This window comes from Actibacterium sp. MT2.3-13A (assembly GCF_018139985.1).
GTDB lineage: Bacteria > Pseudomonadota > Alphaproteobacteria > Rhodobacterales > Rhodobacteraceae > JAGSOU01.
In genome coordinates this window covers 50,535-62,836 of sequence record NZ_JAGSOU010000004.1, presented here as the reverse complement: position 1 = coordinate 62,836, position 12,302 = coordinate 50,535, and the positions used below count along the sequence as shown (strand labels likewise).

Here is a 12,302-nt window from a genome sequence, read left to right as displayed (position 1 = left end):
AGAGGGGGCGAAAATGTATGAACATCATGGCGCTGGCGCGTTGGACTATTCCCCGTGCCGATACGGCCGGTCGCGGCTTCTGTTCCGCGGGCCGGAGCGGCCGCTCGACGGGGCCTTTTGCACCATCCTGGGCGGGACGGAGACCTACGGAAAATATATCGCACGTCCCTATCCGCATCTGGTGGAGGCCGAAATCGGCCACCCGGTGGTGAATCTCGGCCTGGTGAATGCCGGGATCGATGTCTTCGCCGGCGACGGCGTGGTGCAGCGGATCTGCGACCGCGCGCGGGTGAGCGTGCTGCAGGTGCTGGGCGCACAGAACATGTCGAACCGGTTCTACAGCGTGCATCCGCGCCGCAACGACCGCTTCCTCACGGCATCGGCGATGTTGCAGGCGGTCTATCGCGAGGTCGATTTCACCGAGTTCCATTTCACCCGCCACATGCTGGGCACGCTGCAGGCGGTCTCGGCCGAGCGGTTCCTGCTGCTCGTCGAAGAGCTGAAGGCCGCCTGGCTGGCGCGGATGCGCCATCTCGCGGGGCGGATGCGGGGGGCGCGGGTGCTGCTGTGGCTGTCGAGCCGCCGGCCGGGGGACAGCCCGCGCGGCGCGGGGCTGGGGCAGGATCCGCTGTTCGTCGATCGCGCGATGATCGACGCGGTGCGCCCGCTCTTCACTGAATATGTCGAGGTGGTGGCCAGTCCGGCCGCCTGTGCGAGGGGCATCGACGGTATGGTCTTTCCACCGCTCGAACAGGCCGCCGCGGCCCAGATGCCGGGCCCTGCCGCACATGGCGAGGTGGCGGCGGCGCTGGCGCCGGTGGTGGCGCGGCTGATGGGCTGAACGCGAAACGGCCCACCGGATCGGCGGGCCGTTTGCGGGATCCGTGGGGCGGCTCAGCCGAGTTTTTCGGTCAGTTCCGGCACGGCCTGGAACAGGTCGGCGACCAGTCCGAAATCGGCGACCTGGAAGATCGGGGCCTCTTCGTCCTTGTTGATGGCGACGATGATCTTGCTGTCCTTCATCCCCGCCAGGTGCTGGATCGCGCCGGAGATGCCCACCGCGATGTAGAGGTCGGGCGCCACCACCTTGCCGGTCTGGCCCACCTGCCAGTCGTTCGGCGCGTAGCCCGAATCGACCGCCGCGCGCGAGGCGCCGACCGCCGCGCCGAGCTTGTCGGCCAGCTTCTCGATCAGCGCGAAATCATCTTCCGAGCCCACGCCGCGCCCGCCGGAGACCACGATGCCCGCCGAGGTCAGCTCTGGCCGGTCGGAGGCGGCCACCTTGTCCTCGACCCATTCGGACAGGCCGGGGTTGTCGCCGGCGGCGATGGTCTCCACCGGTGCCGACCCGCCCGATCCGGCGGCCTCGAAGGTCGAGGTGCGGAAGGTGATGACCTTCTTCGCGTCCGAACTCTTCACCGTCTGGATGGCGTTGCCCGCGTAGATCGGGCGCTCGAAGGTGGCGCCGTCGACCACGGCGGTCACGTCCGACAGGATCATCACGTCCAGAAGCGCCGCCACCCGCGGCATGATGTTCTTGGCGTCGGTGGTGGCGGGGGCCACGATATGCTCGTAATCGGCGGCGAGGCTGACGATCAGCGCCGCGGCGGGCTCGGCCAGGCGGTGGCCGTAAAGCGCATCCTCGGCACACAGAACCTTGGCCACGCCGTCGATTTTCGCGGCCTCGGCGGCGGCGTCGGCGGCCTTGGCGCCCACGCAGAGGACGGTCACGTCGCCCAGCGCCTTGGCCGCGGTCACGGCCTTGGCGGTTGCATCCAGCGCCAGCGCGCCGTCGGTCACTTCGGCAAGAAGGAGTACAGCCATCACAGAGCCCCCGCTTCCTTGAGTTTCGCCACCAGCTCGTCCACCGAGCCCACGATTTCACCGGCCTGCCGCGCCGCCGGCTCGGTGGTCTTGACCACCTCCAGCCGCGGGGTCACGTCGACGCCGTAATCCGCCGGGGTCTTTTCCTCCAGCGGCTTCTTCTTGGCCTTCATGATGTTCGGCAGCGAGGCATAGCGCGGCTCGTTCAGGCGCAGATCGGCGGTCACGATCGCGGGCAGCTTGACCTTGATGGTCTGCAGGCCGCCGTCGACCTCGCGGGTCACCACGGCGCTGTCGCCCTCGATGCCGACCTCCGAGGCGAAGGTCGCCTGGCTCCAGCCCAAGAGCGCCGAGAGCATCTGGCCGGTGGCGTTCATGTCGTTGTCGATCGCCTGCTTGCCGGCGATCACCAGACCGGGCTGCTCCTCGTCGATGATGGCCTTGAGGATCTTGGCCACCGCCAGCGGCTCGATGTCCTGGTGCACGTCGTCCGCCGCGACCACCAGGATGGCCCGGTCGGCGCCCATGGCCAGCGCGGTGCGCAGCGTTTCCTGCGCCTGCTTCACGCCGATGGAAACGGCGACGATCTCATCGGCCGCGCCCTTTTCCTTCAGACGGATCGCCTCTTCCACGGCGATCTCATCGAACGGGTTCATCGACATTTTGACATTCGCCAGATCGACACCGCTGCCGTCCGCCTTCACGCGGACCTTCACGTTGTAGTCGATCACGCGCTTTACAGGCACCAATACCTTCATCAGCGTGCTCTCCTTGGGTCTCTGCCCCGGCAGGGCGGGGGCGTTTCAAGCTCTCAGGGGTTTGTTAGCGGGTCGGGGACGGCGACAACAGGGCAAAATCGACCCGAAAGGATGTTTCGACGTCGCGTTTCGTGGCTTTTCGGGTGGTTCCCTGCGGAATTGTAACGGGGCCTTTCCGAAACCTCGCGGTCCGCTCTTCCCGTTGCCAAACGCGATGCGTTTGCCGCCTCGCTGCGTTCAGCGGTTCGCTCCGGGAACCCACAGGACATCGTCCCTGCCGTCGTCGTTGGCGATGCGGGCGGCGACGAAGAACCAGTCAGACAGGCGGTTGAGGTATTTCACCGCGGCCGGGTTCACCGATTCCATCGTGGCAAGTTCCACGCTCAGCCGCTCGGCCCGGCGCGAGACGGTGCGGCAAAGGTGCAGATGCGCGGCCAGCGGCGAACCGCCGGGCAGGATGAAGCTGCGCAGCGGCGCAAGCCGGGCGTTCATCGCGTCGATCTCGGATTCCAGCCGCGCAACCTGGCTGTCGGCGACGCGCAGCGGCGGGTAGTCGGCCTCGGCATCCTTTTCCATCTCCGGGCGGCAAAGGTCGGCGCCGAGGTCGAAGAGGTCGTTCTGGATGCGGGCGAGCTGTTCGTCCATCTCGCCGGTTGCATGCAGGCGGGCGAGGCCCACCGTGGCGTTGGTCTCGTCCACCGTGCCATAGGCGGTGACGCGCATCGAATGCTTGGCCACGCGGGCGCCGTTGCCCAGCGCGGTTTCGCCGTGGTCGCCGGTCTTGGTGTAGATCTTGTTCAGGACGACCATCAGTTCAGCCCCCCATCCGGCGCAGGGCCACGAAGGCCAGGATCAGGGCGATGGCGAACGCCTGCGCGTAGATGCGGTAGCGCATCAGCCGGTTGCCGTGCTTGCGGTTGAATTCGCCTCCTTTGGCGAAGCCGCCGATGCCGATCATCAGGATGACCAGGACCGCCAGCACGGCGATGGCGACGATGATGAAAAGCGGGTCGTTCAGCATGGCAGGTGTCCTTTCCGGTTACCCGGGATGTAGCTGTTCGGGCGCAAAAAGCGAACCCGATTCTCACCCCTTGGCGATCACCCAGTCCAGCAGCCGCGTGGGCAGGGCCCGGCGCAGGGCGCTCATCAGATAGGTTGGCGTCGTGACGAAATAGCGCGGGGCGGGGCGGGGGCTTTCCAGCGCGCGGACCAGTTTCGCCGTGGTCGCCGAGGGGGGCAGTTCGAACCTGTCCTTGCCGCGCGCCTCGTAGAGGCGTTTGAGCAGGCTGGCGCGGTACTGGTCGGCGCGAGGCGATGCCTGCCAGTCGATCCATTTCTCGAAATGCGGGATGGAGTTGACCCGGATCTTCGAGGTGATGGGGCCGGGCTCCAGCAGGATGACGTGGATGGGCGTGTCGCGCATCTCCAGCCGCAGCACGTCGGTCAACCCCTCCAGCGCGTATTTGGTCGAGACATAGGCGCCGCGCCAGCGCATCGGCACCAGCCCCAGCACCGAGGAACAGTTCACGATCCGCCCGTGCCCCTGCGCGCGCATGACAGGGATCACCCGGCGGGTGAGTTCGTGATAGCCGAAGAGATTGGTCTCGAAGATTGATCGCAGCCCGTCGGTGGGCAGGTCCTCCACCGCGCCGGGCAGGCCGAAGGCGCCGTTGTTGAACAGCGCATCGAGGGTGCCGCCGGTGCGCGACAGAGCCTCCTGGAGCGCGGCCTCGATGCTTGCGTCATCGGTGTAGTCCAGCACGAAGCTTTCCAGCCCCTCGCCGCGCAGGCGTTCGCAATCGGCCTCCTGCCGGCAGGTGGCGAAGACGCGCCAGCCGCGCGCCGCCATGCCATGCGCCGCGTCATATCCGATGCCGGAGGAGCACCCCGTGATGAGAAGCGATTTCCTGACGTCCATGCCTGCCCCGTTTTCGCGGCACGCTAGGCGATCGCGCCGGCGCCGTCCATCGCGGATGCGCTTGTCGTGGGGGGCGGGCTTGGCTATCACCGGGACATGAACGATTTGCCCGATCCCCAGAACACCGAGCTGTCCGAACCGCTGCGCCGCGCCATCGGCGAGCGGTATCTGACCTATGCGCTCTCCACCATCATGGACCGTGCCCTGCCGGACGCGCGCGACGGGCTGAAGCCGGTGCACCGGCGCATCCTCTTCGCCATGCGCGAGCTGAAGCTCAGCCCGAACGGGCGCTTCCGCAAATCGTCCAAGATCTCGGGCGACGTGATGGGCAACTATCACCCGCACGGCGACGCCGCGATCTATGACGCGATGGCGCGCCTGGCGCAGGACTTCAACGTCCGCTACCCGCTGGTGGACGGGCAGGGGAACTTCGGCAATATCGACGGCGACAACCCCGCCGCCAGCCGCTACACCGAGGCCCGCCTGACCGCCGCCGCCGAGGCGCTGATGGAGGGGCTGGCAGAGAACGCGGTGGATTTCCGCGACAATTACGACGGCACGCTGACCGAGCCGGTGGTGCTGCCCGCGGCCTTCCCGAACCTTTTGGCCAACGGCGCCAGCGGCATCGCGGTGGGCATGGCCACCAACATCCCGCCGCATAATATCGAAGAGCTGATCGGCGCCTGCCTGCACCTGATCAAGACGCCCGATGCCCGCGACGAGACCCTGCTCAACTACATCCCCGGCCCGGATTTCCCGACCGGCGGCGTGATCGTCGAGCCGAAGGAAAGCATCGCCGAGGCCTACCGCACCGGGCGCGGCGCGTTCCGGCTGCGCGCGAAATGGGAGAAGGAGGATCTGGGCCGCGGCCAGTGGCAGATCGTCGTCACCGAGATCCCTTATCAGGTGCAGAAATCCAAGCTGATCGAAAAGATCGCCGATCTGATCCAGTCGAAGAAGGTGCCGATCCTGGGCGATGTCCGCGACGAATCGGCCGACGACGTGCGCCTGATCCTGGAGCCGCGCTCCAAGAACGTGGACGCGGAGGTGCTGATGGGCACGCTGTTCCGGCAGTCCGACCTCGAGGTCCGCTTCAGCCTGAACATGAACGTTCTGATCGACGGGCGCACGCCGATGGTGTGCTCGCTGAAGGAGGTGCTGCGCGCCTTCCTCGATCACCGGCGCGAGGTGCTGCTGCGCCGCTCGCAGCACCGGCTGGACAAGATCGACCACCGGCTGGAGGTGCTGGAAGGCTTCCTCATAGCCTTCCTCAATCTCGACCGGGTGATCGACATCATCCGATACGACGACGACCCCAAGGCCGCCCTGATGCGCGAGAATTGGGGGCGCGCCCACGTCCGCGCGATGTCGGAGGCCGATTACGTCTCGCCCCGCCCCGGCGAGGGCGAGCTGACCGAGGTGCAGGCCGAGGCGATCCTCAACATGCGCCTGCGCTCCCTGCGCCGCCTGGAAGAGCTGGAACTGATCCGCGAGCGCGACGAACTGATGGAGGAACGCGCGGGGCTGGAGGATCTGCTGGCCAACGAGGACGTTCAATGGGCCGCCATTTCCGACCAGCTGCGCGAGACGCGCACCCAGTTCGGCAGGAAATCCGAGGGCGGCGCGCGGCGCACCCAGTTCGCCGAGGCCCATGAGGTCGAGGAGGTGCCGCTGGAGGCGATGATCGAGCGCGAGCCGATCACCGTGGTCTGCTCCAAGATGGGCTGGATCCGCGCCATGAAGGGGCATATCGCGCTCGACTCGGCGCTGAAGTTCAAGGACGGCGACGAGGGCCGCTTCACCCTGCATGCCGAGACGACCGACAAGCTGCTGGTATTCGGCTCGAACGGGCGGTTCTACACGGTGCCGGCGGCGCAGCTGCCCGGCGGGCGCGGCATGGGCGAGCCGCTGCGCCTGATGGTGGACCTGCCCAACGAGGCCGAGATCGTGGACCTGTTCATTCACCGGCCCGGCACCAGGCTGCTGGTGGCCTCCAGCGCCGGCGACGGCTTCGTCGTGCCCGCCGATGACGTCGTGGCCCAGACCCGCGCCGGCAAGCAGGTGCTGAACGTGCGGGGCGATGCGCGCGCGCTGGTCTGCCGCCCGGTCGCCGGCGACGCCGTGGCCTGCGTGGGCGAGAACCGCAAGGTGCTGGTCTTCATGCTCGACGAGCTGCCCGAGATGGCGCGGGGCAAGGGCGTGCGGCTTCAGAAATACAAGGACGGCGGGCTGTCGGACGCCACCACCTTCACCCTGGCCGACGGCCTGTCCTGGAAAGACCCGGCCGGTCGCACCCGCACCGAGGCCGACCTGGCCGAATGGCTGGGCAAGCGCGCGGGCGCCGGCCGGATGGCACCGCGCGGCTTCCCCCGCGACAACCGCTTCACCTGATGCCCAAGGAGCCCGCGATGCTGCGCCGTTTCCTGCTGATCGGCCTGATGACCCTGACCCTGACCGCCTGCACGCTGCCCGAGGCAGAGGATCGACCGGCGGTCGATCTGGGCGATTTCCGGCTGGGCTATGCCATCGTGGTGGCGAAGAACGCGCAGAAGATCCCGCCGACCCGCGCCGCCACCGCCGAGGAGTGGGAAGCCGTCCTGAAGGAGGAGATCGCGGCGCGCTTCGGCGGGCACGAGGGCGCGCGGCTCTATCACATCGCGGTCAGCGTCGACGGCTACGCGCTGGCGGTGCCGGGCGTGCCGGTGGTGGTTTCGCCGAAATCGGCGATGGCGATCTCGGTCAACCTGTGGGACGACGCCGCGGGCGGCAAGCTCAACGACAAGCCGAAACAGATGACCGTGCTCGAGAGCCTCTCGGCCAACACGGTGATCGGCTCGGGTCTGACCACCAGCCGCGAGGAGCAGATGCGAAACCTCGCCCGCAACGCGGCCCGCGCGATCGAGGCCTGGCTGGTCGAGAACAGGGCCGCGTGGTTCGCCGCGGGCGAGGCGGGCGCCGAGGCCACAGAGCCGCCGCCAGAGGCCTCCGGGGCCAACTGACGCTTGATTTCTGCCGCGTCAACGCATAGAGAGCGCGCGATGTTGAATCGGGCCGATGCCGGCCCCCTAATCCACGAGGCGCCTCGACCATGGCTAAGGAAAAGTTTGAGCGTACGAAACCGCACGTTAACATCGGCACGATTGGCCACGTTGACCACGGCAAGACGACGCTGACGGCAGCGATCACGAAGTATTTCGGCGACTTCAAGGCCTACGACCAGATCGACGGGGCGCCGGAAGAGAAGGCGCGCGGGATCACGATCTCGACGGCGCACGTGGAATACGAGACCGACGCGCGCCACTACGCGCACGTGGACTGCCCCGGCCACGCCGACTACGTGAAGAACATGATCACGGGTGCTGCGCAGATGGACGGCGCGATCCTGGTGGTGAACGCGGCCGACGGCCCGATGCCGCAGACGCGCGAGCACATCCTGCTGGCCCGCCAGGTGGGCGTTCCTGCGCTGGTGGTGTTCATGAACAAGGTCGACCAGGTGGACGACGAGGAACTGCTTGAGCTGGTGGAGATGGAAATCCGCGAGCTGCTGAGCTCCTACGACTTCCCGGGCGACGACATTCCGATCGTTTCCGGCTCGGCGCTGGCGGCGATGGAAGGGCGTGACCCGGAGATCGGCGAGAACAAGATCCGCGAACTGATGGCGGCGGTTGACGCGTATATCCCGACCCCCGAGCGCCCGATCGACCAGCCGTTCCTGATGCCGATCGAGGACGTGTTCTCGATCTCGGGCCGCGGCACGGTTGTGACCGGCCGTGTGGAGCGTGGCGTGATCAACGTGGGCGACACGATCGAGATCGTGGGCATCCGCGACACGCAGACGACGACCTGCACCGGCGTCGAGATGTTCCGCAAGCTGCTGGACCGCGGCGAGGCGGGCGACAACATCGGCGCGCTGCTGCGCGGCATCGACCGCGACCAGGTGGAGCGTGGCCAGGTGCTGTGCAAGCCGGGCTCGGTGACGCCGCACACCAAGTTCGAGGCCGAAGCCTACATCCTGACGAAGGAAGAGGGCGGCCGCCACACCCCGTTCTTCGCGAACTACCGTCCGCAGTTCTACTTCCGCACCACGGACGTGACCGGCACCGTTCACCTGCCCGAGGGCACCGAGATGGTGATGCCGGGCGACAACCTGAAGTTCGAGGTCGAGCTGATCGCGCCGATCGCGATGGAAGAGAAGCTGCGCTTCGCCATCCGCGAAGGCGGCCGCACCGTCGGCGCCGGCGTCGTGTCGAAGATCATCGAGTGATCCACGGATCACCGGATCGGAAAGGCCGCCCCCTGGGGCGGCCTTTTCTGTTTCGGACCCGTCCGCATTTCCTGCCGCTCCGCCCCGGGCGATCCGCGCGGGATCGGTGATCTGCGGCGCCGGCGGCAGGGCCCCAGCGCGCGCTTTCCGATCGAAGCCCCCGCGACCCCCGCGGCGCGGCGCCGGGCAGGCCCTTTCGAGCCGTCGGCGCGAATCGCCCCTTCCTCTTCCCGGCGCGGCCTGCGACCGGGGCGATCGGGCCCGTTCCCGCCGCGCCCGGAGGCGCGCGCGGGTGGCCCGGCTCCGGCGTTTTCGCCCATGGAGGCCCGGCGGTGAAAACGGCCCTTGATCTTGCCGCGCAACTGCCTTAACTCGCCCTACGGCCTAGGGGTGTAGCTCAGTTGGTAGAGCATCGGTCTCCAAAACCGAGGGTCGGGGGTTCGAGCCCCTCCGCCCCTGCCAGGCCTTTTCCGGGACTTGTGGCGACGTGCCGCGCGGGCTGCCGGACGGCGCGCGCCTGCGCCCTTGTAAATTCCGCCGCAAGCGCGTATTCCCGCGCCGTTGGCAGGCAGCTAGGTCAGGAAATATGGTAAAGACGAATCCGCTTCAGTTCATCCAGCAGGTGCGGTCCGAGGTCTCGAAGGTGGCCTGGCCGACGCGGCGCGAGGTGTTCCTGACCACCGTGATGGTCTTCGTCATGGCGACGGTGACGTCGATCTTCTTTTTCCTGGTCGATCTGCTGATCCGCAGCGGGCTGAACGGGCTGCTTGGGCTGTTCGGCTGAGCCGGGGGTTTTGCGGGCTTCGGCCTTGAAAACCGGGGGAAAGGCCTGTAATGCGGGCGCTACCTTCGAAACCGGCGTGCATCGATTCGGGTTGCGCGCTGTTTTTCGTTCCAGGGGGAAAGCGGAGCAACCGCTGGATCTAATTGAAGTTTCGGCGATTTCGCCGGGCGATGCGAGGTGACGGGCAAGATGGCGAAGCGGTGGTATTCGGTGAGCGTGCTCTCGAATTTCGAGAAAAAGATCGCCGAGCAGATCAAGGCAGCCGTCATCGAGAACGGCCTCGAAGACGAGATCGAAGAGGTTCTCGTGCCCGAGGAGGAAGTGATCGAGGTGCGCCGCGGCAAGAAGGTGACGGTGCCGCGCCGCTTCATGCCCGGCTATGTGCTGGTGCGGATGGAGATGACCGACCGCGGTTATCACCTGATCAACTCGATCAACCGCGTCACCGGCTTTCTGGGCCCGCAGGGCCGGCCGATGCCGATGCGCGACGATGAGGTGAACCAGATCCTCAACCGCGTCGAGGAAGGCGTCGAGGCGCCGCGCTCGCTGATCACCTACGAGGTGGGCGAGCAGGTGAATGTGACCGACGGACCCTTCGAGGGCTTCGCCGGGATGGTCGAAGAGGTGGATGACGACAACCAGCGCCTCAAGGTGACCGTGTCGATCTTTGGCCGGGCGACCCCGGTCGAGTTGGAATTCACGCAGGTCACCAAGGCGACCTGATGTGTGAAACGTGGGAGGCACGGCGGGCGCGCCCGTCACCCCGGACCACGCAACCGAAGATCCCGCTGACGCGTCGGCGGGGGTGTTGAAAGAAGGAGAGGCCGCATGGCCAAGAAACTCGTAGGCAGCCTGAAGCTGCAAGTGAAGGCCGGCCAGGCGAACCCGTCGCCGCCGGTGGGTCCGGCGCTGGGTCAGCGCGGCATCAACATCATGGAATTCTGCAAGGCGTTCAACGCCAAGACGCAGGACATGGAACCCGGTGCGCCCTGCCCGACCGTGATCAGCTACTACCAGGACAAGTCCTTCACCATGGACATCAAGACGCCGCCGGCGTCCTATTTCCTGAAGAAGGCGGCCAAGCTGAAATCCGGCTCCAAGAACCCCGGCCGCGAGACCGCGGGCTCGGTGACTGTCGCGCAGGTGAAGGAAATCGCCGAAGCGAAGATGAAGGATCTGAACGCCAACGATATCGAGGCGGCGATGCAGATCATCCTGGGCTCGGCCCGCTCGATGGGCATTGAGGTGAAGTGATCATGGCAAAGCTTGGAAAACGTACCCGCGCCGCCCGTGAAGCCTTCGCCGGCAAGGAAGACCTGAGCGTCGAACAGGCCGTCGCCCTGATCAAGGGCAATGCTTCGGCCAAATTCGACGAGACCGTCGAGATCGCGTTGAACCTGGGCGTCGATCCGCGCCACGCCGATCAGATGGTCCGCGGCGTCGTGACCCTGCCCAACGGCACCGGCAAAACGGTGCGCGTGGCGGTTTTCGCGCGCGGCCCGAAGGCTGACGAGGCCACCGCGGCCGGTGCCGATATCGTCGGCGCCGAAGACCTGATGGAAACCATCCAGGGCGGCACCATCGAGTTCGACCGCTGCATCGCGACCCCGGACATGATGCCGATCGTCGGCCGCCTGGGTAAGATCCTGGGCCCGCGCAACCTGATGCCGAACCCGAAAGTTGGCACCGTCACCATGGACGTGAAAGCCGCTGTCGAGGCCGCCAAGGGCGGTGAGGTTCAGTTCCGCGCCGAGAAGGCTGGCGTGGTGCATGCCGGCGTCGGCAAGGTCTCGTTCGACGAGGCCAAGCTGGTCGAGAACGTGCGCGCCTTCGTGGACGCCGTTCAGAAGGCCAAGCCCTCGGGGGCGAAAGGCGCCTACATGAAAAAGGTCTCGCTGAGCTCCACCATGGGCCCCGGCGTGTCCGTGGCGGTCGACAGCGCGACCGGCAACTGAGAATTCTCCGGGTCGAGAGACCCGGCGAACGGCGGGGCGGCAACGCCCCGTCCTGTCCGAGACGGAGGGTGCCCCTCGGGGCTTAATGTCCTTCCTGAGATGGGGAACGAGACGCATTTCTCTGGGGGAGCTTCCCTCGGGCGATCGTGGCCTCGGGACCCTTACGGACCCGAACGCAGGGCGCAAGCCCTGCAAATATGAGCCGGGGGGCGCAAGCCCTCCATACTTGGAGTGAAACTGTGGATAGAGCCCAGAAAGAGAAAGTGGTCGAGGAACTCGGCCAGATCTTCGAAAGCTCTGGCGTGGTTGTGGTTGCACACTACGCGGGTCTTACGGTTGCCGAGATGCAGGATCTGCGCGCGCGCATGCGCGAAGCGGGCGGGTCTGTGCGTGTTGCCAAGAACAGGCTCGCCAAGATCGCCCTGGAAGGGAAGCCCTGCGAAAGCATCGCTGACCTGCTGACGGGCATGACCGTCCTGTCCTACTCGGAAGACCCCGTGGCAGCTGCCAAGGTCGCCGAGGGTTTCGCCAAGGATAACTCGAAGTTCGAGATCCTCGGCGGCGCCATGGGCGAGACGTTCTTGAACCGGGCCGGTGTCGAAGCCGTGTCGAAAATGCCGTCGCGCGAGGAACTCATTGCCTCGATCGTCGGTTGCATCGGCGCACCCGCTTCGAACATCGCCGGTGCGATTGGCGCGCCTGCATCGAACATCGCAAGCATCCTCTCGACCATCGAGGAGCGCGCGGAAGCCGCTTGAGCAATCTGACGTCCCGCGTGGGGTTTTCAACTGCCCCCGCG

Annotated in this window: 14 protein-coding genes and 1 tRNA gene; 10 read left to right on the top strand and 5 right to left on the bottom strand. The window is 66.7% G+C overall.

Features of this window, described 5'->3' with window-relative positions; translation table 11 throughout:
* Positions 1 to 13: 13 nt before the first annotated feature.
* Positions 14 to 841 (top strand): DUF6473 family protein, encoded by an 828-nt coding sequence (locus tag KCI33_RS05265; RefSeq protein WP_212523716.1) that lies wholly within the window; start codon positions 14 to 16, stop codon positions 839 to 841.
* A 53-nt stretch (positions 842 to 894) separates the two neighbouring features.
* Here the strand turns inward: KCI33_RS05265 and KCI33_RS05260 are convergent, their stop codons facing one another.
* From KCI33_RS05260 to KCI33_RS05240, 5 genes are all read right to left on the bottom strand, one after another.
* Positions 895 to 1,824 carry an electron transfer flavoprotein subunit alpha/FixB family protein gene (locus KCI33_RS05260; RefSeq protein ID WP_212523715.1) on the bottom strand — a complete coding sequence of 310 codons (930 nt, stop codon included), beginning with the start codon at positions 1,822 to 1,824 and terminating at the stop codon, positions 895 to 897.
* On the bottom strand, positions 1,824 to 2,582 hold the full coding sequence (locus KCI33_RS05255) for an electron transfer flavoprotein subunit beta/FixA family protein (RefSeq protein WP_212523714.1): 759 nt from the start codon (positions 2,580 to 2,582) through the stop codon (positions 1,824 to 1,826). The genes KCI33_RS05260 and KCI33_RS05255 overlap by 1 nt, the downstream gene beginning before the upstream one ends.
* A gap of 237 nt (positions 2,583 to 2,819) precedes the next feature.
* Positions 2,820 to 3,392, bottom strand: a complete 573-nt coding sequence (locus KCI33_RS05250; protein ID WP_212523713.1) for a cob(I)yrinic acid a,c-diamide adenosyltransferase — start codon at positions 3,390 to 3,392, stop codon at positions 2,820 to 2,822.
* 4 nt (positions 3,393 to 3,396) lie between these two features.
* Entirely contained in the window at positions 3,397 to 3,603 is a 207-nt protein-coding gene (locus KCI33_RS05245) for a twin transmembrane helix small protein (RefSeq protein ID WP_212523712.1), read from the bottom strand.
* A 63-nt stretch (positions 3,604 to 3,666) separates the two neighbouring features.
* Entirely contained in the window at positions 3,667 to 4,500 is an 834-nt protein-coding gene (locus KCI33_RS05240; protein WP_212523711.1) for an SDR family NAD(P)-dependent oxidoreductase, read from the bottom strand.
* Positions 4,501 to 4,596: 96 nt separating this feature from the next.
* Here KCI33_RS05240 and KCI33_RS05235 point away from each other — a divergent pair, with 96 nt between their 5' ends.
* The 9 genes from KCI33_RS05235 (at position 4,597) to rplJ (ending at position 12,261) form a co-directional block, all read left to right on the top strand.
* Positions 4,597 to 6,891, top strand: coding sequence for a DNA topoisomerase IV subunit A (locus KCI33_RS05235; protein ID WP_212523710.1), 2,295 nt, complete (start codon positions 4,597 to 4,599; stop codon positions 6,889 to 6,891).
* A 17-nt stretch (positions 6,892 to 6,908) separates the two neighbouring features.
* On the top strand, positions 6,909 to 7,499 hold the full coding sequence (locus tag KCI33_RS05230) for a hypothetical protein (RefSeq protein ID WP_212523709.1): 591 nt from the start codon (positions 6,909 to 6,911) through the stop codon (positions 7,497 to 7,499).
* Positions 7,500 to 7,588: 89 nt separating this feature from the next.
* On the top strand, positions 7,589 to 8,764 hold the full coding sequence (tuf, locus tag KCI33_RS05225; RefSeq protein ID WP_212523696.1) for an elongation factor Tu: 1,176 nt from the start codon (positions 7,589 to 7,591) through the stop codon (positions 8,762 to 8,764).
* 386 nt (positions 8,765 to 9,150) lie between these two features.
* Positions 9,151 to 9,226: transfer RNA gene (locus tag KCI33_RS05220), tRNA-Trp, on the top strand.
* Between the two features lie 124 nt (positions 9,227 to 9,350).
* The gene (gene secE / locus KCI33_RS05215) at positions 9,351 to 9,548 is read left to right on the top strand and encodes a preprotein translocase subunit SecE (protein ID WP_212523708.1); all 198 of its coding nucleotides are present in this window, start codon (positions 9,351 to 9,353) and stop codon (positions 9,546 to 9,548) included.
* A 189-nt stretch (positions 9,549 to 9,737) separates the two neighbouring features.
* Positions 9,738 to 10,271 (top strand): transcription termination/antitermination protein NusG, encoded by a 534-nt coding sequence (nusG, locus tag KCI33_RS05210; RefSeq protein WP_212523707.1) that lies wholly within the window; start codon positions 9,738 to 9,740, stop codon positions 10,269 to 10,271.
* Between the two features lie 105 nt (positions 10,272 to 10,376).
* Positions 10,377 to 10,802, top strand: a complete 426-nt coding sequence (rplK, locus tag KCI33_RS05205; RefSeq protein ID WP_212523706.1) for a 50S ribosomal protein L11 — start codon at positions 10,377 to 10,379, stop codon at positions 10,800 to 10,802.
* Positions 10,803 to 10,804: 2 nt separating this feature from the next.
* Positions 10,805 to 11,503 (top strand): 50S ribosomal protein L1, encoded by a 699-nt coding sequence (gene rplA, locus KCI33_RS05200; protein WP_212523705.1) that lies wholly within the window; start codon positions 10,805 to 10,807, stop codon positions 11,501 to 11,503.
* A gap of 239 nt (positions 11,504 to 11,742) precedes the next feature.
* Positions 11,743 to 12,261 (top strand): 50S ribosomal protein L10, encoded by a 519-nt coding sequence (rplJ, locus tag KCI33_RS05195; protein ID WP_212523704.1) that lies wholly within the window; start codon positions 11,743 to 11,745, stop codon positions 12,259 to 12,261.
* The last annotated feature ends 41 nt before the right edge of the window (positions 12,262 to 12,302 follow it).